A 20,719-nucleotide genomic window follows, 5' to 3' on the forward strand; every position below is an offset into this window, starting at 1 on the left:
CCTGTCTCGATGACGGAGGTTATCGGGAGGGGCGCAATCCGCAGGTCGCAGCCGGCTGAGGGCGCGGCGGCGCAGCATCTATTGCCGTCGCCCAGTGCAATATTTCCCTGCATGCATTTTTACCGGAAATGACAATTTTCATTTTTATATTAGCAACTTATGTGATCTTGCGATTTAAGTTGACTCATAGTGTCACCTTTTATACAGCGGCATTGTTTCAACTTCTGGATCGCATCATGACCCGCAAAACATTTATCGGCGGCCTTGCCGCATCGTTCTTATCCGTTTTCTTTATCGCACCTTCCGCCACCGCCGCAGAGAAGACCATCACCGACGTCATCGGACGCGAAGTAAAGGTCGATCTTCCTGCAAAACGCGTCGTTCTCGGTTTCTATTTCGAGGACTACATGGCGGTCGGTGGCGAAAAGGCCTATGATTCCGTCGTCGGCATTTCCCGCGAAGCATGGGAAGGCTGGGTTCCCGCCAACTGGAAAATGCATCTCTCCAACCGCGCTTCGCTTGCAGATATTGCCGATGTCGGCGAAGTCGAAGCCCAGACCTTCTCGGTCGAAAAAGTGCTGAGCCTCAATCCCGATCTGGTGATCCTGGCGGATTGGCAATATAAGGCGCTCGGTCTCGATGCCGACCGTCTGGAAGAAGAGGGCATTCCCGTCGTTGTCGTCGACTATAACGCCCAGACGGTCGAGCGCCACGTCGCCTCCACCCGGCTGTTCGGCGAACTCACCGGCCAGCAACAGCGCGGCAAGGAAATTGCCGAATTCTACGCCGGTTCGCTGAAGGATGTCGCCGAACGGGTGGCGAAATCCGGTCAGCCGAAACCGAAGGTCTATGTCGAATTCGGCAATAAGGGACCGGCCGAATATTCCTTCACCTATGGCAAGAACATGTGGGGCGCCATGTCCACCGCCGCTGGCGGCGACAATATCGCAGCACCCTTCGTCGAGTGGTGGGGGCCGATCAATCCCGAGCAGGTTCTGGCTTCGAAGCCTGACGCCATCTTCATTTCCGGCCGTGAAAACAACAAGAACCCCGCGGCGCTGCCGATGGGGCAGGCGGTGAAGGCTGCGGATGCCCGCGAAAAGCTCAAGGCCTTCGAAACCCGTCAGGGCTGGAGTGAAGTGCCGGCCATCAAGAACGGTCAGCTGTTCGGTGTCTATCAGGGCGCGTCGCGCACGCTCTCCGATTTCGCCATGGTGCAATATATCGCCAAGCAGCTTTATCCCGAGCAGTTCAAGGATGTCGATCCGATCGCCAACTATCTCGGCTATTACAGGAAGTACCTGCCGGTCACGCCTGAAGGCACCTTTGCCATCGCCGTCAAGGATTGATGGTTCTGTCGCCGGCGGCGGAAAAGCACATTTGCTTGCCGCTGAAGGTTAAATTTTGCGGACGCCACTGCACGGCGTCCGCTTTTCAGCGTCTTTTTCAAACAGGTTTTCCATGACAATTGCCGCCCGCAATGCCGAAGCCATCGGTGCGCACCGGCTGCGTGAACGTCGTCGCTGGCGCGTCGTCTTGGTCTTTTTCGTGCTGATGGCGGTGAGCCTCGTTCTTGATATCGCCACCGGTCCCTCGCTGCTGTCGCCCGCCGAAGTGGTGAAGTCGCTGACCGGCCTTGGCGAACGGGCGGCGATGACCGATTCCATCGTGCGCGGCCTTCGCCTGCCCATGGCGCTGATGGCGCTCGCCGTCGGGGCGGCGCTCGGCGCCGGCGGCGCGCAGATGCAGACCTTGCTTAATAATCCCATGGCAAGCCCCTATACGCTCGGCATGGCGGCTGCGGCGGGCTTTGGCGCTGCGCTGGTGTTTGCGCTCGGCGGTCTCGGGCTGGATGCCATGATTGCCGTTCCGCTCGGCGCTTTCGTCTTTTCCATGCTCGCCGCGCTTTTCCTTTTCATGCTGGCCTCCATGCGGCAGATGACGGCCGAAACCATCATTCTCGGCGGTATCGCGCTTCTTTTCCTGTTTCAGTCGCTGCTGTCGCTCATTCAGTTCCTGTCCTCGCCGGAACTGTCGCAGCAGATTCTTTTCTGGCTGTTCGGTAGCCTGACCAAGGCGACCTGGCCAACGCTCGGCCTGACAGCCGCCGTCACCGCCTTCTGCTGCGCCCTGCTTATGGCGGATTGCTGGAAACTGACGGCGCTGAGGATGGGGGAAATGCGGGCGGCGAGCCTCGGCATCAATGTGCGCCGGCTGCGCATGAAGGTTCTCATCATCGTCGCCATCATGACCGCGACGGCCACGAGTTTTGTCGGGGTCATCGGTTTCATCGGGCTGGTCGCTCCGCATATCGCCCGCATGACGGTGGGCGAGGATCAGCGCTTCTTTTTGCCGATGTCGGTACTGAGCGGCGCGCTGATGCTTTCGGCAGCCTCGATTCTCTCCAAATCGATCATTCCCGGCGCTCTGTTCCCGGTCGGCATCGTCACCGCCATTGTCGGCGTGCCGTTTCTCCTCTGGCTGATTTTCGCTCCGAAGAGGCGCGGCCGATGATGGTTCTGGATAATATTTCCGTCGAGCGTGGCGGGCAGGTTATTGTGAGAGACCTCTCGGCACGTCTGGAACCCGGGCAAATCCACGCCGTCATCGGCCCGAACGGAACGGGCAAGACGACGCTTCTCAGAGCGATCTTCGGCGATCTGCCGCTCGCCGCCGGCGCGATCAGCCTCGGCGATCGTCGCCTTCAGGCCGGGGAAAGGGCAGGGCGGCACATAAGGGACTGGCGGGATCGCTTCGCCTATATGCCGCAGGATACGGCCGCCGATATAGCGCTCAGCGTGCTGGAGGTGGTGGCGCTCGGCCGCTTCGGCCGGCTTTCGCTGCACATCGACGACGAAACGCTCGATCTGGCCATGACACGCCTGCATCAGGCCGGAATAGCCCATCTGGCGGGCAGGGAGATCGCCTCGCTCAGCGGCGGGCAACGGCAGATGGCGCTTTTTGCGCAGGTTCTGATGCGGGAGCCGCAGGCGATGCTGCTCGATGAGCCGGTCAGCGCGCTGGACCTCAAGCATCAGGTGGCGCTTCTCAATCTGGTGCGGCAGGAAACCCGCGCCAATGGCTGGGTGACGCTTGTCGTGCTGCATGATCTCAACCTCGCCTGCCAATATGCCGACAACCTGCTGGTGATTTCGGAGGGCACGCTGAAGGCGACCGGCGCACCGGGCGATATCGTCACGCCGAAGCTCATTTCCGAGACCTATGGCGTTGCCGTGGAGGTGTTGCGCGACCGGAGCGGCAATCCCGTCATCCAGCCGGCGGGCGACCCACCGCTCGAACATTTCAAAACCCTTGAAGGAATAATTGCATGAAACGATTTTTGATGACGCTTGCCACCGCTTTGGCCGTAATCCTGCCCGTCACGCCATCCCTTTCCGCAGAACACAAGATCCTGATGCTCAATTACGGCAAGGATGGCGGCATGGTGTTCGAGCCTTCCTATGTGAAGGCGGAGCCGGGCGACACCATTACCTTCGTGCCGCAAAATTCCAGCCACTATGTGCAGTCCTATGCGGTTCCGGACGGCGTTAGCCCCTGGAAAAGCAAGCTCGATGAGGCTTTCACCGTCACCGTCGAGAAGGAGGGCGTCTATCTCTATTATTGCCCGCCGCATCTGATGATGGCGATGATCGGCATCATTCAGGTCGGCAAGCCCGTCAATCTCGAAGCCGTCAGACAAAAGGCCGAGAAGCTGCGGCCCAAGCTCGTCATGAAGAGCGAAAGGCTGGAGGCGGCGCTGGGGCAGGTGACGCCCGCACAATAACGCCCCGCCTTTCAGGCCGCGCCAACCGCAAACCCGCTTCTTCAACCCCGAAACCAAGGATGAAACCATGGCAAACAAAATGATCGAAACGACGCTGAACGATCTCCTCAATGGCGAGCTGCGCGCCCATCACGCCTATCTTCAGGCGGCCGCATGGGCGGCGGAACGCAATCTCGACGGTTGCTATAAATTCCTGCTCGGCCACGCGGCGGAAGAGCTGGAGCACATGCACCGCATCTTCGGCTTCCTGAACGATCTCGGCGCGCGCGTCACCTTTTCCGAACTGCCGGCGCCGCAGGTCACGGCAAACGACATCAAGGGGCTGTTCACCATCGTGACGGAGCACGAATCCCGTGTCACCGCCGCCATCAACGCGGCAGTCGATCTTGCCCACGTGGAAAAAGACCACGCTACCACCTCATTCCTGCAATGGTTTGTGGATGAACAGCATGAGGAAGACAGCCTTTGCCGCACCATACTCGGCAAGATCGAGCTGATCGGCGACGGCCCCAATGCCCTTTACCTGATCGACCGCGAAATCGGTCTGCTGGCGGACAAGGGCTGATTGCTGCGCCAGTTTTCTTGCGCTCCACAAGCTGCATCGAACACGGCTTGTGGAGTGGAGGCCGTCGGCTCAATCGCGTCCGATATCCGGCGTCCATCCGCGCGTATATCCCTTTCCCATAATGGCGACCGCCAGGGAAAGCTGTTCCTGCAGATGCTCGATTTCGCCAAGAAGAGCTTCGACAGCCGCCTTCGCATCGCCGTCATGACACTGGATGACATATCCGGCTATGTCGTCGGGCCGTATGGGGGTGATTTTTTCAGCGTCGGACATAGTGGATGACCTCTCTTTTGTTCACTAAATGTTCTAATTTTAGCAGAGAGTCAACAAGGCAATGGGCGTCGCCCTTTACAGTCCGGCACTGCGGAATTGAACGTTAATGGACCGACGGATCCTCGCCATCCAGAAAGCTGCGAATCCCGTCTTTCTCACACGTGGCCAGGAATTCTTCCCAGGCGTCTTTGTCGGTCGCGAAGGGTTCGTCCCAGGTGGTGACATCGTCGTGCTCGCTGATGACTTCGAGCGTCCAATCCTGCTGGGTGCCAGCGGGCCGGTAGATATCAACCAGAACCGTGATGCCGTCGTCTTCAAACTCGCCCGAGAATTCTGAGTGTTCTATTTTCGTTTTTTTGGCCATCGCGGCACACCTCATTCTCAGGCCTGGACAAACGTATAGCCCAATCCGGGCTTTTAAATTCGCGCATGGCGCGGGTTACCAGATAGCTGAAACAAATATAGCCAGCTCTGGGGGAACTGGCTATCTATCTGATTTTAATGGTCGGAGCGGCGGGATTCGAACCCACGACCCCTTGACCCCCAGTCAAGTGCGCTACCGGGCTGCGCTACGCTCCGAACCTGAAAGCCGTTTATATATAAGCCTGTTAGGGCGCAAGCGGAAAATGGTCTTTTCATAAAAAAAGGAGCAAAGGGTGTGGATGGCGCAGAAGGGGACTAAGCAGCCCGATGCTTACACCGGATGGGCGGCCGTCAAACGCATGACACATCCTCTTTCCATCATTGCCGGAACAAGCCGCCCGCTTCGGCGTTCAATCGCAGCGGAATTGAAACTCAGGGAGACGAACTATGTCCGAACTCGTCGTTGTTGGTTTTGACGGAACGGAAGTGGCCGACAGGGTGCTTCTGAAGCTTGCAGGCCTGAAAAAGGAATATCTGGTCGATCTGGAAGATGCCGTGGTTGTCGTTCGCGATGAAGATGGCAAGGTGCATCTGAAACAGAGCGTCAATCTGACGGCGATCGGCGCAAGCTCCGGTTTCCTGTCCGGCGGTCTCTGGGGCGGCCTCGTCGGCCTGCTGTTCCTCAATCCGCTGGCGGGATTTGCCATCGGCGGCGCCATCGGTGCCGGCACGGGCGCTCTTGCTGGCTCGCTGACGGATTTCGGTATCGATGACGATTTCATCAAATCGCTCGGCGAGACCATTCCCAACGGTTCTTCGGCACTGTTCGTGCTGATCCGCAAGGTGCAGCCGGAAAAGGTGCTGGCGGAATTCGAAGGCCTGCGCGGGCGGGTCATCAAGACGTCGCTGTCGCCGGCGCAGGAAGCGCAGTTGCAAAAGGCGCTTTCCGGCGGAGCCGAACCGGCTGCCGCACCTGCCGTCTGAGCAGACGATGAAAGCGAGGCTGCGGCAGGTTCCATGTCGCAGCCATCCGCTCGGGCATCGGGGAATTCGGCTTATACGGTCAAAGTGCCGTTTTTCGCCTGCGGCCAGGTGAGATAATAATAGCGGCTGCCGACGCTGCCGAAAAACGCGTTGTCGCCGGAAATAGTATCGACATAGGCGCCAGTCTCGCTTCTCGCATAGGCCGAGCCGTCGCGCTTGAGATGGTCTTTCAGAAAGTCGCTCCATCCCGTCATGGCGATATCCGAGGCCGGTCTGGAGGTGGTTTCTGTATCGGAAGCCACATCCCAGGCCTTGATTTGCGCACCCTCGGCGGGATCGGAGACGGTCAGCGTGCCGGCCGTCAAAGCCTCCAGCATGGCCTTGGCCTGCGAAGCCTTGTCCGGATCCGCGGTCAGGTCTTCCAACGTCTCCTTCAGCTCCTTCATGAAATCGGCCTTGGTAATATCGCCGGAAGAAAGCTGGGTATCCGTGTCGTCGGTCTGCGCATCCTCGTTCGAGGTCTGGGCATATTGCGCCAGAAGCTGTGTGAGCCGCGTGTTGGTGGAAGACGAGGAGGAGGAGGTGTCCAGCCCGTAGGAATCGAGGAGAGATGTCCGCGTTGAGGAGGATGTTGCGGCGGAATTGTCTTCCTGCTCCTTGATGGCCTTGAGGGCCAGTCTGGTGGCGGTGAGGCGTGTGGACAGGTCGATGGAGGAGACCATTGCGCTAGCTGTTTCCTTGATCGGGCGATACGCATCATTCGTATCGAACCGGCTCGGCGGGCATCGATCCCGCCTTTCGTCTCCTCTCATAAGAAGACCGGGCGAATCCCGGCCGTGTTCGGCTTGGGATGCACCCGGTCTTAATGGCCGGACTTTGCGCGACGCTTGCGGATCAGTTTTCCTGAACGGAGACGCCGTTCGGGCCGATATTCATCTCGATCCCCTTCGGTTTGCTTTCCTCGTGCCAGACATAAATGCCAAGGCCTGCGATGACCACGATGAGCGCGCCGATGATGAGATAGAGATTATTGGTCTGCGTCATTAAGATGTCTCCCCGTTTGACAATCAGAATCCGGGGCTAAACGCATGAAATGGTGTAAGGTTCCGTAAGGGCAAGTGTTTTAGGCGGCACGCGTGCGGCGGCGCAGGCTTTCGCGTTTTTCGAGCGCCATGCATCCCCACAATATGCCGAGCAACAGGAAGAAGTGTCGCCAGTGGTCGGTATCGATGACGGCGCCGATCATCACATGCCCGACGAAAGTTACCCAGCAAATGATGAGGAACGGCTGCCAGGGCCTTGGCCGCAGCAGATGCCTGAAGCCGGCGGCAATGGTCCAGCAGATCAACACGAGATAGATCACGAAACCGAACCAGCCATGCGTCGTCAGGCTCTTCAGCCAGATATTATGTTCGGCGGCGGGAAAGATATTGTCGAACACCATGGGGCCGATACCGAGCGGGTGTTCCATGGCGAGCAGGAAGCCGAGATAGTGGCGGGCAAAACGCCCGAGATGGCCGCCGTCATAAGATTGCACCGCCGAAGCGCGGCTGGAGAACAGGTCCGCCACCTGCTTGAACTGCAGCGCGATGATGACCGCCGCGACCATCAGCCCGGCGGCGACGAGAAACAGCACGAGGATTTTCAGGCGAAACGCGGCCGTCCGCTCCTTCAGCAGCATCACGAAGACGAGGAGGATGGTGGCGAACAGAAACAGGCCCCAGGCCGCGCGCGAGAACGACAGGAACACAGCAAGCGACAGGATGAGCAGCCCGGCGATCCGCCAGGGCGCATGCATCGCCTTGCCGGTGAGAAGGCCGTAAATGAGGTAAAGCGAGGGCGTCACCAGAAAGGGACCGAAAACGTTCGGGTCCTGAAACGCGCCCTTGGCGCGGTCGTAAAGGGTGAAGACCTCGAAACCCGGAATGGCGTGGAAATATCCGATGATGCCGAGCAGGGCGGTGATCAGCGCCGCCGCAAGCCAGGCCCGGAAAATCAAAAGCAGCCGCTGGTATTTGTCCTCGATGATCGCCGCATAAAAAACCGAGGTCAGCGCCAGAAAGGTCGAGACGGCGAGATAAAGTGGTCCCTCATCCAGATCGGCCATGGTGGTGAGCGAAAGATAACCGCCGACATTGAAGGCAAGCAGCAGGCACAGAAGCAGGATTACGGTGCGCGAAAGGCGAAGGCCGAGCAGGAACCACAGGGCCACCTGTCCCACCATCATCAGCTCATAGGGCGCCGGCTCGGAAATGACGAAACCGGAAAGGAACACGCCGAATGCGATGAAGAACGAACCGACGAGCCGCATGGCGGCCAGCGGCGCGTCGAAATCCGGTGCGTGCTGGTAGCCGGTGTGGGTCAATAGGCGTTTTCCGATTTCAGCAGCCGTATCGGCGTGAGGAACAGGATTTTCAGATCGAGGAACAGCGACCAGTTCTCGATGTAATAGAGATCGTATTCGGTGCGGAACTTGATCTTGTCGCCATGGTCGATCTCGCCGCGCCAGCCGTTGATCTGCGCCCAGCCGGTAACACCGGGCTTTACCTTGTGGCGCGCGAAATAGTGTTCCACCACCTCGGTATATTTCAGGTCGCCCGTCTGGGCATGAACGGCATGCGGGCGCGGCCCGACGAGCGAAAGGTCGCCGTAAAGAACGTTGAAAAGCTGCGGCAGCTCGTCCATCGAGGATTTGCGCAGGAAGCGGCCGACGGGCGTGACGCGCGGGTCGTTCTTCGTCACGGCCTTTTTCGCGGTCGGATCGCTGAGTTCCGTATACATGGAACGGAACTTCCAGACGTTGATCGTCTCATTGTTGAAGCCGTGGCGCTTCTGCTTGAAAAGAACCGGGCCTTTCGAGGTTGTTTTCACGGCAATTCCCGCGCCCACCATCACCGGCCATAAAAGGGCGATGCCGATGAGGCTGAAGGTGATGTCGAACACCCGTTTCGCCACCGAATCCCAGTCGCGGATCGGCTTGTCGAACACATCGAGCATAGGCACCTTACCGACATGGGAATAGGCGCGGGGGCGGAAACGCAATTTATTGGCATGTGCTGCGATGCGGATATCGACCGGCAGCACCCACAGCTTGCGCAGAAGCTGGAGAATGCGCGCCTCGGCGCTGAGCGGCAGGGCGATGATCAACATGTCCAGCTTCGTCAGGCGGGCAAATTCCACCAGCTCCGCGAAGGTTCCGAGCTTGGGATAGCCGGCGACAACCTCGGGAGAACGGGCGCTTTTCCGGTCATCGAAGATACCGCAGATGCGGATATCGTTATCGGACTGCTGCTCCAGCGAGCGGATAAGGTCCTTGGCGGTATCGCCGCCGCCGACGATGACGGCACGGCGTTCCATGACGCCGTTGCGGCCCCAGTGGCGAATGGCGAAGCCGAGGATCAGCCGCCCGGCGAAGATCGCCACCGCACCCGTTGCATACCAGATGCCGAAGGCCTGCCAGGAATGCAGCGCATCGGGAAAGAAGAGGAGAAGGAAACAGGCAATTCCCACGAAGGAGAGGCACACTGCGCCCTGAATGCGCGCGAACATCTTCAGCGGCGTGCGCAGCGTCGGAAGCTGATAGCAATCACCGGCCTGCAACAGAAACACGCAGAGCGCCGCCCCCAGCACGCCGCCGCCGAAAACCGACAGAAAGGTTTCGAGACCGCGATCGGCTGCAATGCCGTTGACGATGGCGGCGATGACGACGAGCATCGTGAATTCCAGAAGCCGCAATTGCCCGATCACCATGTTGGGCGAATGGTTGCCGGCGCGAAGCTGGTTGGCGATCTGCCGTGCAAGCGGATTGAGAACGACGGTTTCGGAGGCCGAAGCCCCGCCGGCTTCATGGTCGGAGAGTTTCTTGCGCAATGACGCCAGATCGAATTGCAGTCTGTCCTTGTCAGTCTTGGTCATTGCTTTGGTCCGCACCCTCCAGCGCATCGGCCTTAAAATCGCATTGGATTTTCGACCGGAACGATGCGCAACCTCAAAGTGGTAGAGCGCCCTTTGTGCATCCGAATGGACACGCGCGCTCTACGAGCAGGAAACTAGCCGAAACATGCTAAGAAACGTTTATGATGAGTTTCTACAGGACGGCCGGAATATACAATTAAAAATCGTGTTTTTGAAATGGCTATTAGGTCGATAACAGGTCGCGATAGAGTTTCATCATCTCATCCGCCATGACCGGGGTTGAAAATTTCGCCTTGAAGCTGTCCGGGCGAGGCATGATCCGCTGCGCCCAGCCGGCATCCTCGGCATCCTTGACCATGATCCGTGCCAGCGCATCGGCATCGCCAGCCGGCACGAGCGCCTCGCTGTCTTCTCCAAGGACTTCGGGAATGCCGCCGACATGCGAGGCAATGACCGTTTTTCCCGCCGCAAGCGCTTCGAGCACGATATAGGGCATGGCTTCGGCGCGCGACGGCACCACCACCGTCGTTGCCAGTTCGAAGGCCTGTCTGGCGGGCATTGCCGCATGCATGGAAATCCGTCGGGAAAGCCCGGCCTTGTCGATCATCTCCGCATATTTGTCCCTGTCCGGTCCGTCGCCGACGATCACACCGGTCATCGGCTGGCCGATGCTGCGTTCCATTTTTGCAAATGCCCTGATGAAGACATCCGGTCCCTTGAGGTCGCGCAACATGCCGATATAGAGAAAACGGGCCGCATCTTCGCGGGCAGGTACGGTTTCGAACTCACTTTCCTGCACGCCGTTATAGATCATCGCGGTGCGGGTGCGTGGCCTGCCGACCTTGGCTTCGTAAGTCGCCTGCTCGAAATTGCAGACGAAACAGAGCGCATCGGTGAAATGCTCCTGAAACCGCTCCAGCCGCAGGAAAAGCTGCCCCTTGAGGCTGTTTCTGGCGTAATGCAGGCTGCCGCCATGCGGTGAATAGAGGCGGGCTACGCGATACCTGTTCGCCCGCAGGAGTGAGCCGATCAGCCGGGCAAGAGCGCCACCCTTGGCGCTGTGCCCGTGCAGAATGTCCGGCCGCAAACTTTTGATGTGCTTATAGGATTTCCACAGCGCCATGAGGTCGCCGGGGCTGATGGACCGCCGGATGGGCAGGCGGGTGAGGCCAAGCTCCAGCATCGGGGTGATCTGTGCGAAAAGCCGTTCCTCATGCGCGCCGCCGGTGGAGCTGTCGCAGACGATGCCGACCTTGTGGCCCTGTTTCACATGTTCTTCGATGAGGTCGCGCACATGGCGGAAGACACCGCCCACCGGGGAGCGGAAGCAGTGAATGATGCGCAGGGGAGGGCCGTCATCCGACACGTTCGCCACTCCGTTTTCAGAAGAAGCGTTCACGTACATAGACGGTATCGCCGGCCAGAATGGGCGCGGTGATACCGATCCGGCCGGTCATCACCTCGGCATTGATCTTGCGGGTAATGTCGACATCGGCCTGATTGGCGCGCGGGGTGAAGCCGCCGGCAATAGCGATGGCGTTTTGCACGGTCATGCCCGGCACATAGGAATATTGGCCGGGACGGCCGACTTCGCCCATGATGAAGACCGGGCGATAACGGTCGATCTCGATCGTCACGTCCGGATCGCGAAGATAACCCTGGCGCAGTTTGGCGGCGATGGCGGCTTCGAGCTGCGGCAGGGTCTTGCCGCGTGCCGGAACCTGGCCGACGAGCGGGAAGGCGACATAGCCGGCCTGATCGACCGTATAGGTATTGGTCAGCCCGGTCTGCTCGAACACGTTGATGCGCAGCCTGTCGCCGCTATCGACATGATAGGGTTGCAGGGCGGCCTCGTTGAAGGACCTCGGAGCGGGTTGATATGCCGCGCAGCCGGAAAGGGCCGTCAGAACGGCGAGCGTCAGTGCGGTGACATGTCGTGATCCGGCGAGCGGCATCTCATCTGGCTCCGAGTCGAACTTTGATCATTCTTATCGTTCTGTTAGGGTTAATGTGCGGTAAACGAGCAGCGCGAGCGGTGGTAATATCGGCTTTATTTCGTCGGATTCGCCGGGATTAACTGTTGTGTTACCGGCAAGACTTAAACTTCGCGAAAATTGACCATCTATATTTGAGCGCCCGAGGTTTGTCTCGGTTACGGAGCCCGCATGAACGGCGATCGCATTGACGACAGGGATGTGGATATCGACCTTGCGCAGCTTGTCGCGGCCATATGGCAGCGCAAGGGCCGGATCGCGGCGATCACGCTTCTGGCGGGAGGCGCCGCCTTCGTAATCTCAAGCATGATGTCGCCCGCCTATAAGGGCGAGGCGCGCGTGCTCATCGAATCCCGCGCGGCCTCCTTCGGCGCCTCGCAGCAGTCCAATGCACCCGCCGAACCCGTGCTCGATGAATTGACCGTTTCCAGCCAGGTGCAGATCCTGCAATCGGTCGACCTCATCAAGCAGGTCGCCAAAGACATGAAGCTCTACGAGCTGGATGAATTCGATCCGGAGGCCCATCCTTCGCTCATCTCGCAGCTCCTGGTCGCCGTCGGCATCAAGAAGGACCCGCTTCAGGTGCTGCCCGAAGAGCGGGTGCTGAAGGCCTTCCGGGAAAAGCTGCAGGTCTATCAGGTCGAAAGCTCGCGCGTCATCACGGTCGAATTTTCCTCGCAGGACCCCAAGCTTGCCGCCGCCATCCCCAATGAGATGATGAAGGCCTATATCGCCCTGCAAAGCGGCGCGAAGCTGGATACAAGCACGGAAGCGGCGCGCTGGCTGGAGCCGGAAATCGCCAATCTGCGCGAAAAGGTGCGCGAGGCCGACAGGAAGGTCGCGGATTACCGCGCCTCCTCCGATCTTCTCTCGGCGGGGCAGGGCGAAACGCTCGCCACCCGTCAGCTCGGCGATATCTCCACCGAACTTGGCCGTATCCGCGGAGAGCGCGCCAATGCGGAGGCGCGGGCGGAAGGCGTGCGCAGCGCGCTTGCAAGCGGCCGCCCGCTCGATACTTTTCCCGATGTCGTCGGTTCCCCGACGATCCAGAGGCTGAAGGAAAACGAAACGACGATCCGCAGCCAGATTTCCGATCTCTCATCCTCGCTGCTGGAAGGCCATCCGCGCATCCGCGCGCTGCGCAACCAGCTCGACGGCATACAGCGGCAGATTCAGGAAGAGACCCGCAAGGTGCTGGTAAGTCTCGAAAACGAGGCCAATGTTTCGCGCCTGCGGGAACGGCAGCTGGTCCAGCAGCTGAACATGCTGAAATCGGAAAGCGTGCGTGCGGGCGAACAGCAGGTCGGTCTCAACGATCTGGAGCGGGAGGCCTCGGCGCAAAGGCAGCTTCTGGAAACCTATCTTGCCCGTTACCGCGAAGCGACATCGCGCGCCGGCTCGGTGGATTCCACGCCGGCCGATGCGCGCGTCATCTCGACGGCGGTGGAGCCGCGCGAACCCTATTTCCCGAAGACGGGCGCCATCACCATCGTCGTGACGCTGGCGGCGTTTCTGCTGTCCTGCATCGTCGTCATGCTGGTGGAACTTTTCACCGGTCGGGCTTTGAAGCCGATGGGCAGGAATCAGGTTCCGCCGCTCTCCGATCCGCCTTCTCCTTCGCGTGCTCCAGCCGATCCGGATAAGACCACGGACGTGCCGGAACAGTCTGTAGCCGCGCGCCATGAAACCATACAGCCCGCTGCTCGGGCCATGCCGGTCGCGGCATACCAGCCCGTTGCCGAAGAGGAAGAACGACATCTACCGGCCGTCGCCGCTGCTGCTGCCATGCCGACCTTGCCGGTGGAAGATGTCGCGGCTGCGAAAGAGGAGGCAATGGAGGAGGAAATCGATACCGATGACGATTTCTCCATCGACGCGGTCGCAGGTTTCCTCGCCACCCGCCTTGCCAAACCGGTCGCCGTAATCGTGTCTCCGGCTGGTGATAGCGGTTCGACCACGTCCGTCATGCTGGCGCGCGCTTTGTCCGAAATGGGCCGTTCGGTCGTTCTCGTCGACATGACGGCGTCAGCCTGTCCGACGCGGTTGATGGCGCCGGAAGCCGGGCTTCCCGGTGTCATGGACCTTCTGGCCGGCGCTGCCGCCTTCGGTGAAACCATTCACGGCGACCGCCTGTCCGACGCCCATATCGTGCCGCGCGGCAATGCGCAGCCGCGTGAGGCCATGCGCGCGATAGACCGTCTGACGATGATCCTCGGCGCGCTCTCCGACGCTTATGATACCGTCCTCGTCGAATGCGGCGCGGTGCAGATTTCGAGCCTCGGGAAAATGCTGCGCAACCTGCCGGCGGAAATCATTGTCTCGGTTCCCGGCAAGGATAGCGAATTGTTGGAAAAGACGCTCGGTGAACTGGTTGCTGAGGGCTATGAACAGGCATTGCCGATGACCGGCATGCGCAAGCCGGACCATCTGAGCGCGGCCTGAGGCGAGGCAAAACCCTGCTCAGTCGGTGGCGGTGTCCATCTTCGAGCGTCCGGCGCGAAAACGCTGAATGAGCGCATAAAGCGCCGGATTGGATTTGATCAGGCTCTTCGTCCGGGCGATGGCGACATAGGCCGAGGCCGCAACACGACCCTTCAACGTCACCGGCAGGAATATATCGTGCTGCACGGTGAAAAGCGGGCACCAGCTGCGCTTATAGAGCTGGTCGCCGACGCCGAAATCGAAGATGGCCGCTTTTTCGCGGCATGCCCTTTCGATCATCAGCCAGAACAGCAATTCACCGGGGCTGAGTTCCGAAACGGATTCATCGATCGAACCGAACTGGCAGATGATGTGATCCTGCTTGCGAGAAAGGCCGGCTATCGCGGCGATGACGCCCTCGCTTTCGCCATGCAGGCGAATGGCATGCAGCTCCAGCAGACTGTCCGTGCCCATCTCGGGAAAATTGGCCAGATCGTAGAAGAAATCCCGCACCGATTGATCCCGAAACACATCCGGAATGCCCTGCGAGGCGAAACGGGCAGCTTTCTGGCGGAAAAATGCCTGCAACAATTCGCACTTTTCCTGTGGCGACCGTGCGATCACATGGCTGTAACCGCCCATTTCCTCGGCCCTGCGGCTCTGGATGCGGAACTTCTTCCGTCGCCTCTTGGCATTGACCTGCCGAAGCGTGGCCTCGAAGCTTTCGAACAGGGGAATCTGGAAGGCCGGATTCTGGTTTTCGACGGAAGCAAGATGCGAGAGGGGATTGGTCCTGTCGCGCCACGTCAGGGGTATGTTCTGCAAAGCCAGAATATCGGCCCGGCCATGCAGCAGCTTCCGCGCTTCGCGGGCAATCGCCGCTGCGATTTCCTGTCCGGCCTGTTCGGCAAAGGAGGGGTCGAAAAGCCCCGTATTGATATTGTTGAAACGGCCGCCGGGAAAACGCGCTTTGCGGATGCCACCTTCCAGTACGATTTCGAGCGGCAGCAGAAAGATCGTCTTGCCGCCCTGCCGGCCGCGAAGCGTCAGGAGCGCGCTATTCTGCGTCTGCGCCCAGATGGAGCACCAGCCGAAACCCTGATGCAGTGAATTGAGCGGGTCGTTTTCCAGTCGCTCCCAGTCGGCACGGATGGTGGAGGCGTCATCGACCAGATCGATCAACAGACGATCAGCACCCCGCCGCTCGTTTTGCACGGCGGTCGGCGCTTGCTCGTCGCTGATAAAGACCGGCCCCTCAGCCGCCATCCACTCTCTCCGGTTGTTTCGGTCGGACTATATCGCTGAGCGGCAAACAATCGGTTTATAAAATTGCGACCTCAGGGTGTCATGCTATGGTCGGCGCTTAACCCTGCTTTTTGGGTCCGGCCATCCATTTGATGATCAGCATCGCCGGCAGAACCCACAGGATTCCGGTCAGCACGAAATAAGCGAGATGCACCCACCAGGGCGATTGCGCCAGCGCCGCCGATGCAATGGCCGTCGCCACCACGGCGTAGACGACGACGAGGCAGATGATGACGATGGTGCCGATAAGCGATCTGAGGCGAGGGTGCATGAAGTCTTCCGTCATTGAGTATCTGTGCGGGACTATAGCGCCGCGACCGCATGCCGCAAACCCTGAGGCCTTGTTTTGTGGTGCCGGTTGGGGCTAATCAACATGACTGTATGAGGGAGACCTGAAAGATGCGTTCGAGCGGCATGACGATGGCAAATGGTTCTGCGGAAATGGTGGTGGAGGCTGCCCTGCAGAAACAGGAGAAGGACCGCCGCCTGCTGCGCATCTGGCTGCGCGTCGTGCTTTTCACGCTCTTCTGTCTCGTGCTCGTCGGCGGCGCGACGCGGCTTACCGAATCCGGCCTGTCGATTACCGAATGGAAGCCGATCCACGGCGCCATTCCGCCGCTTTCCGTTGCCGAATGGGAAGAGGAGTTCCAGCTCTACAAGCGCATTCCCCAATATCAGGAAATCAACAAGGGCATGTCGCTCGACGAGTTCAAGACGATTTTCTGGTGGGAATGGGCGCATCGCCTGCTTGCCCGCACCATCGGCGTCATCTTCGCTTTGCCGCTCGCCTTCTTCTGGCTCACCGGCCGCGTCGAAAAGCGCCTGCGCCTGCCGCTGGTCGGCCTTCTGGCGCTTGGTGGCTTTCAGGGCTTCATCGGCTGGTGGATGGTCTCTTCCGGCCTCGTCAACCGCACGGATGTTTCGCAATATCGCCTTGCCACGCATCTAACCATCGCCTGCCTCATCTTTGCGGGCTGCATGTGGATTTTGCGCGGACTGTCGCATCATTCCCCCGAGGCGGCCGACGAAAAAACGGGCAGGGGCTTTGCCGCGCTGCTGACAGTGCTCTGTCTCTTCCAGATCTATCTCGGCGCATTGGTGGCGGGGCTGAATGCCGGCCTTTCCTATAATACCTGGCCGCTGATGGACGGCTCGCTGGTGCCGGGCGATCTCTTCCTGCAACAGCCCTGGTGGATCAACCTCTTCGAGAATCCCAAGACGGTGCAATTCGTCCACCGCCTCGGCGCCTACACGCTGTTTGCCGCCACGCTGTGGCATATGGTGTCTATGGCCCGCGCCTTGCCTAATACACCGCATGCCCGCCGCGCGGTGCTGTTCTTCGTACTCGTCTCCATTCAGGCGGCGCTCGGCATCACCACGCTTTTGATGCATGTGGATATTCACGTCGCGCTCGCTCATCAGGGCATGGCGCTGATCGTGCTCGGTTTCGCCGTCGCCCATTGGCGCGGTTTCATCGGCGAATATCCGGCGCCCGTTGCGGTCGAAGTCAGGGATTGAAGCGGTTTAGAACTGCCCGAGCACCGTTTTGATGGTGGCCGCGACGGCGAGTTCGTTGTCGCGTTCCTCCGCATTGCCATCCTCTTCATGCCACGCGGCAGAAAGGCAGCCATAGGCAAAGGCATATTGCAGCAATAGCCGTTCGTCCCGTTGCAGAGCCATCGCAAAGATCGCCGCCATGGAGGCGATGCGCGCCTCGCTGCGGGTAAGGTCGAAACGGTCGAGCGGATTGGAGAACATGTTGGCGACATCGAGCGCCGCATCACCGATCAGGCCGGCCGGATCGATGATGATCCAGCCGCGTTCACTGCGCATGATGTTCTCGTGATGCAGATCGCCGTGCAGCGGCTTCACATCCCGCTGCCGGTCGATCAGTGCCTGCGCCAGCGTGGCCGCCTCGATATAGGGACTGTCCACGCCGTCGGTACGCTCCTGTTCGGCCTTGCGGAACAGGCTCTCGAAATAGAGTGGCAGCGTCAGCAGGCTTGAAGGCGGCTTCTGCTGCGATGGCTGATGATATTTGAGCAGGACATCGGCGGCGATTTCCGTGGTGGCATCATCGTTGCCGTCGCGAAACAGCACGTCGCGCAGGGTCTCCGTGCCGGCATGTTCCATCAGCAGAATATCGTCGGAGCGGTCGAGCAGCTCCACGCAGCCGATGCCGGCGCGCCATTTAATGAAATCCGCGCCGCGAAGGCTGTCCTTCAATACTTTCTTTTTCAGAACCTTGGCGACGGCGAGGGAACCGTCGCCGCGCGTAAGTTCGTAGACCACCCCGGCCGGCGTATCGGCTATAGGTTTCGCGGCCTCGATATTCCACGAGGCCGGAAAAGAGGGCGGGGCAATCTTCATGAGAAAAGTCTCATGCGGAGAGCATCAGTTCCATGTTCTGCACAGCCGCACCGGATGCGCCCTTGCCGAGATTGTCAAGCAGCGCGACGAGGTTGATGTGTTCGCCGCCCGGCGTACCGAAGACGAAGAGCTTCATCGTGTCCTTGCCTGCCAGTTCCTCGGCGTCGATGCGCGCGAGCCCCTTGCTTTCGGCAAGCGGCACCACGTTGACGATGTCCTGTCCCGCATAGTGGGCGGTCAGCGCCGCATGGATCGTTTCGACGGTCGCGCCTTCCTTCAGGTCGGCGGCAAACAGCGGAACCTGCACGATCATGCCCTGCGGGAAACGACCGACGGAGGGCGAAAACAACGGTGCGCGGTCGAGCTGGCCATGAATGGTCATCTCCGGCACGTGCTTGTGCTTGAGCGTCAGGCCATAGAGGAAATTATTGGCGCTGATCGCGTCATCGCGGCTCTGGTCTTCCATCTGGGCGATCATCTGCTTGCCACCGCCGGTGTAACCGGAAACCGCATTGACGCTGACCGGATAACCGTCGGGCAGGAGGCCTGCGGCGCGCAGCGGGCGCAGAAGCGCGATCGCGCCGGTCGGGTAGCAGCCCGGATTGGCGACGAGACGGGCGGAACGAACCTTCTCGCCCTGTTCCTTATCCATTTCGGCAAAACCATAGGCCCAGTCCTGATGGACGCGATAAGCGGTCGAGGTATCGATGATGCGGACATTGTTATTGCCGGCCACCATCGAGACGGCTTCTCGGGAAGCATCGTCCGGCAGGCAGAGGATCGAAATGTCGGCATTGTTGAGCATATCCTCGCGCATCGCCGCATTGCGGCGCTCGGCCTCGGGTATGGACAGCAGCTCAATATCGCGGCGACCGGCAAGGCGCGTGCGGATCTGCAGACCCGTGGTGCCGTGTTCGCCATCGATGAAGATCTTCGCTGTCATGTCCTTGTCCTGACTTTTCAAAGGGTTGCGAGGGTAATCGGAATCAGTTCGGCAAGCGCCGGTTTCTTTATCAGCCAGCCTTGGCCAGCCGTTCGGCGCGCAGGCCAAGCATATACATTGCAACGGTGGCTCCGGCAATGGCGGTAATGTCAGCATGGTCGTATGCGGGCGCGACTTCCACGACGTCCGAGCCGCGAATATCCAGCTGGCCAAGCCCACGCAGTACGGAGAGAATTTTAGCGCTGGTCGGCCCGCCGGCCACCGGCGTGCCGGTTCCCGGCGCAAAGGCGGGATCGAGGCAATCGATATCGAAGGTCAGATAGGCGGGCATGCCGGCCGTGTGCTTGACGATCAGCGAAGCGATATCGCCCGCCCGCATTTCCTCCACCTCGTAACCGTGGAGGATGCGAATGCCGAAATCGTCAGGCGCATGGGTGCGGATGCCGATCTGGATGGACCGGTCAGGATCAATCAGGCCATCGCGCACGGCGCGGGCCACGAAGGAACCGTGGTCGATGCGCTTGCCGTCGTCGAACCAGGTGTCCTGATGCGCATCGAACTGCACCAGCGCCAGCGGCCCATGCTTGGCCACATGCGCCTTCAGGAGCGGCCAGGTAATGAAGTGATCGCCGCCGAGCGTCAGCAGGTAATCCGTCTTGGAGATGATCCGGCGCGCTTCCTTTTCGATCGTATCAGGCGTTTTCCAGTGATTGCCATAGTCGAGCAGACAGTCGCCATAGTCGATGGTCGGCATATGGGCGAAGAGATCGCGCGCGAAGGGATATTGCGGATCGTTGTCGAAGATCGCCGAGGCGCGGCGGATCGCCTGCGGCCCGAAACGGGCGCCCGGCCGGTTGGAGGTGGCCGCATCGAAGGGAATGCCCCAGATGGCCGTCGATACGCCCTTGAGGTTCTTGGTATATTTGCGCCGCATGAAGGAGAGTACGCCCGCATGGGTCGGGTCGGTGGCGGCCGATGTCAGGGTCGTTGCGGTGAAGGCATGGTCGATGGTTTTGTTGGGCATTATTTATCCGCCTTTTCTGCAAGATCGGCGAAGTTGCGAATTTTGATCGCGCGGCCGTCGAAGCGCGCGACGATTTCAAGTTCGCCGCCCATCGCCTCGATGAACCGGCGTAAGGTACCAACATACATATCAGCGCGCTTTTCCAGTTTTGCGACGGAGCTTTGGCCGATATCCAGTGCCTGCGCTATTTCGTCCTGCGAGAGTTTCAGCGCCCTGCGAACATCCGCAAGGTTCATTTCTTCTTCCAGACGATCTGCTTCGGTTTTAGACTTAACACGCGCGTCGTCCGACATCCGGTTGCGCAACCGCGCAAAACTGTGCCTACCGCTCATTGTGTTTCTCCTTTTCAAGCTCGGCCAGATGCTCGTCATAAAGGTCGTCGGCAATTGGGATCATGCGGTCATAAAACCGTTTGTCTCCCGTCTTGTCGCCTCCAATCAAGAGGATCGCCATTCGACGGGGATCGAAGGCATAAAAAATCCGCAACGGCTTTCCGCTACTTTGGATTCGCAATTCGCGCATATGCGCGTGACGCGATCCATAAATGCCGCTCGAATAGGGGAACGGCAGGCGAGGGCCACGTTCTTCCAGTTTCTGAACATGAGCGTCGATGCTGATGTGTTCGCTTTCTTCAAGCGTTTCCCACCATGTTCCGAATTCGTCCGTATACTCGACGACATAATTCATGAGGCAATATTATTCCCTTGAGGGAATAATTCAAGATGCCGTCGGGGGGACAAAATAAAAAAGGCGGAGCCGAAGCCCCGCCTTTCGAAGT

23 protein-coding genes and 1 tRNA gene are annotated in these 20,719 nt (G+C 59.7%); 8 read left to right on the forward strand and 16 right to left on the reverse strand.

What is annotated here, in order from left to right; genetic code table 11:
- The first annotated feature begins 236 nt into the window (after window positions 1-236).
- The 5 genes from ACQZ60_RS05985 (at window position 237) to ACQZ60_RS06005 (ending at window position 4,349) form a co-directional block, all read left to right on the forward strand.
- On the forward strand, window positions 237-1,349 hold the full coding sequence (locus tag ACQZ60_RS05985) for an ABC transporter substrate-binding protein (protein WP_448734903.1): 1,113 nt from the start codon (window positions 237-239) through the stop codon (window positions 1,347-1,349).
- A gap of 112 nt (window positions 1,350-1,461) precedes the next feature.
- Window positions 1,462-2,514, forward strand: a complete 1,053-nt coding sequence (locus tag ACQZ60_RS05990) for a FecCD family ABC transporter permease (protein WP_448734904.1) — start codon at window positions 1,462-1,464, stop codon at window positions 2,512-2,514.
- Window positions 2,511-3,332: an ABC transporter ATP-binding protein gene (locus ACQZ60_RS05995; RefSeq protein ID WP_448734905.1), complete on the forward strand. Its 822-nt coding sequence runs from the start codon at window positions 2,511-2,513 to the stop codon at window positions 3,330-3,332. Before ACQZ60_RS05990 ends, ACQZ60_RS05995 begins: the two co-directional genes overlap by 4 nt.
- Entirely contained in the window at window positions 3,329-3,784 is a 456-nt protein-coding gene (locus ACQZ60_RS06000; protein ID WP_142779054.1) for a pseudoazurin, read from the forward strand. The genes ACQZ60_RS05995 and ACQZ60_RS06000 overlap by 4 nt, the downstream gene beginning before the upstream one ends.
- Window positions 3,785-3,851: 67 nt before the next feature.
- Window positions 3,852-4,349: a ferritin gene (locus ACQZ60_RS06005; protein WP_448734906.1), complete on the forward strand. Its 498-nt coding sequence runs from the start codon at window positions 3,852-3,854 to the stop codon at window positions 4,347-4,349.
- Window positions 4,350-4,418: 69 nt separating this feature from the next.
- Here ACQZ60_RS06005 and ACQZ60_RS06010 read toward each other — a convergent pair whose 3' ends face one another.
- From ACQZ60_RS06010 to ACQZ60_RS06020, 3 genes are all read right to left on the reverse strand, one after another.
- Window positions 4,419-4,622, reverse strand: a complete 204-nt coding sequence (locus ACQZ60_RS06010; protein WP_020811145.1) for a hypothetical protein — start codon at window positions 4,620-4,622, stop codon at window positions 4,419-4,421.
- 103 nt (window positions 4,623-4,725) lie between these two features.
- A complete protein-coding gene (locus ACQZ60_RS06015) occupies window positions 4,726-4,986 on the reverse strand; it encodes a hypothetical protein (RefSeq protein WP_020811146.1) in 261 nt (86 codons plus the stop codon).
- 138 nt (window positions 4,987-5,124) lie between these two features.
- Window positions 5,125-5,201, reverse strand: a tRNA-Pro gene (locus tag ACQZ60_RS06020).
- A 231-nt stretch (window positions 5,202-5,432) separates the two neighbouring features.
- On the opposite strand from ACQZ60_RS06020, the gene ACQZ60_RS06025 reads away from it, so the two are divergent.
- A complete protein-coding gene (locus tag ACQZ60_RS06025) occupies window positions 5,433-5,969 on the forward strand; it encodes a DUF1269 domain-containing protein (RefSeq protein ID WP_003521556.1) in 537 nt (178 codons plus the stop codon).
- Window positions 5,970-6,040: 71 nt separating this feature from the next.
- Here the strand turns inward: ACQZ60_RS06025 and ACQZ60_RS06030 are convergent, their stop codons facing one another.
- The 6 genes from ACQZ60_RS06030 to uppC all read right to left on the reverse strand — a co-directional run bounded on the left by ACQZ60_RS06030 (window position 6,041) and on the right by uppC (window position 11,839).
- On the reverse strand, window positions 6,041-6,691 hold the full coding sequence (locus tag ACQZ60_RS06030) for a hypothetical protein (RefSeq protein ID WP_448734907.1): 651 nt from the start codon (window positions 6,689-6,691) through the stop codon (window positions 6,041-6,043).
- A 172-nt stretch (window positions 6,692-6,863) separates the two neighbouring features.
- Window positions 6,864-7,013, reverse strand: coding sequence for a hypothetical protein (locus ACQZ60_RS06035; RefSeq protein ID WP_003521552.1), 150 nt, complete (start codon window positions 7,011-7,013; stop codon window positions 6,864-6,866).
- Between the two features lie 79 nt (window positions 7,014-7,092).
- Window positions 7,093-8,334: a polysaccharide biosynthesis O-antigen ligase family protein UppF gene (uppF, locus tag ACQZ60_RS06040; protein WP_448734908.1), complete on the reverse strand. Its 1,242-nt coding sequence runs from the start codon at window positions 8,332-8,334 to the stop codon at window positions 7,093-7,095.
- Window positions 8,331-9,884 (reverse strand): polysaccharide biosynthesis glycosyltransferase UppE, encoded by a 1,554-nt coding sequence (uppE, locus tag ACQZ60_RS06045; protein ID WP_080852228.1) that lies wholly within the window; start codon window positions 9,882-9,884, stop codon window positions 8,331-8,333. Before uppE ends, uppF begins: the two co-directional genes overlap by 4 nt.
- 223 nt (window positions 9,885-10,107) lie before the next feature.
- Window positions 10,108-11,250, reverse strand: coding sequence for a polysaccharide biosynthesis type 4 glycosyltransferase UppD (gene uppD, locus ACQZ60_RS06050; RefSeq protein WP_448734909.1), 1,143 nt, complete (start codon window positions 11,248-11,250; stop codon window positions 10,108-10,110).
- Between the two features lie 16 nt (window positions 11,251-11,266).
- Window positions 11,267-11,839, reverse strand: a complete 573-nt coding sequence (gene uppC / locus ACQZ60_RS06055) for a polysaccharide export protein UppC (RefSeq protein ID WP_003521548.1) — start codon at window positions 11,837-11,839, stop codon at window positions 11,267-11,269.
- Window positions 11,840-12,049: 210 nt separating this feature from the next.
- Between uppC and uppB the strand changes: the two genes are divergently transcribed.
- Window positions 12,050-14,320 carry a polysaccharide biosynthesis protein UppB gene (gene uppB / locus ACQZ60_RS06060; RefSeq protein WP_448734910.1) on the forward strand — a complete coding sequence of 757 codons (2,271 nt, stop codon included), beginning with the start codon at window positions 12,050-12,052 and terminating at the stop codon, window positions 14,318-14,320.
- 18 nt (window positions 14,321-14,338) lie between these two features.
- On the opposite strand, the gene uppA is transcribed toward uppB, so the two are convergent.
- A complete protein-coding gene (gene uppA, locus ACQZ60_RS06065; protein ID WP_448734911.1) occupies window positions 14,339-15,565 on the reverse strand; it encodes a polysaccharide biosynthesis GNAT family N-acetyltransferase UppA in 1,227 nt (408 codons plus the stop codon).
- Between the two features lie 97 nt (window positions 15,566-15,662).
- On the reverse strand, window positions 15,663-15,875 hold the full coding sequence (locus ACQZ60_RS06070) for a DUF2842 domain-containing protein (RefSeq protein ID WP_020811154.1): 213 nt from the start codon (window positions 15,873-15,875) through the stop codon (window positions 15,663-15,665).
- 143 nt (window positions 15,876-16,018) lie between these two features.
- Here ACQZ60_RS06070 and ACQZ60_RS06075 point away from each other — a divergent pair, with 143 nt between their 5' ends.
- On the forward strand, window positions 16,019-17,122 hold the full coding sequence (locus tag ACQZ60_RS06075; RefSeq protein WP_162935989.1) for a COX15/CtaA family protein: 1,104 nt from the start codon (window positions 16,019-16,021) through the stop codon (window positions 17,120-17,122).
- 6 nt (window positions 17,123-17,128) lie between these two features.
- Here the strand turns inward: ACQZ60_RS06075 and ACQZ60_RS06080 are convergent, their stop codons facing one another.
- From ACQZ60_RS06080 to ACQZ60_RS06100, 5 genes are all read right to left on the reverse strand, one after another.
- Complete coding sequence (locus ACQZ60_RS06080; protein ID WP_448734912.1) at window positions 17,129-17,974, reverse strand: aminoglycoside phosphotransferase family protein; 846 nt, start codon at window positions 17,972-17,974, stop codon at window positions 17,129-17,131.
- A gap of 10 nt (window positions 17,975-17,984) precedes the next feature.
- Window positions 17,985-18,917, reverse strand: a complete 933-nt coding sequence (argC, locus tag ACQZ60_RS06085; RefSeq protein ID WP_035217708.1) for an N-acetyl-gamma-glutamyl-phosphate reductase — start codon at window positions 18,915-18,917, stop codon at window positions 17,985-17,987.
- Between the two features lie 70 nt (window positions 18,918-18,987).
- Window positions 18,988-19,941 carry an agmatinase gene (speB, locus tag ACQZ60_RS06090; protein ID WP_448734913.1) on the reverse strand — a complete coding sequence of 318 codons (954 nt, stop codon included), beginning with the start codon at window positions 19,939-19,941 and terminating at the stop codon, window positions 18,988-18,990.
- The gene (locus ACQZ60_RS06095) at window positions 19,941-20,273 is read right to left on the reverse strand and encodes an XRE family transcriptional regulator (RefSeq protein ID WP_149741484.1); all 333 of its coding nucleotides are present in this window, start codon (window positions 20,271-20,273) and stop codon (window positions 19,941-19,943) included. The genes speB and ACQZ60_RS06095 overlap by 1 nt, the downstream gene beginning before the upstream one ends.
- Complete coding sequence (locus ACQZ60_RS06100) at window positions 20,263-20,628, reverse strand: type II toxin-antitoxin system RelE/ParE family toxin (protein ID WP_020811160.1); 366 nt, start codon at window positions 20,626-20,628, stop codon at window positions 20,263-20,265. Before ACQZ60_RS06100 ends, ACQZ60_RS06095 begins: the two co-directional genes overlap by 11 nt.
- Window positions 20,629-20,719 lie beyond the last annotated feature (91 nt).

Source organism: Agrobacterium sp. 22-223-1, from assembly GCF_053522385.1.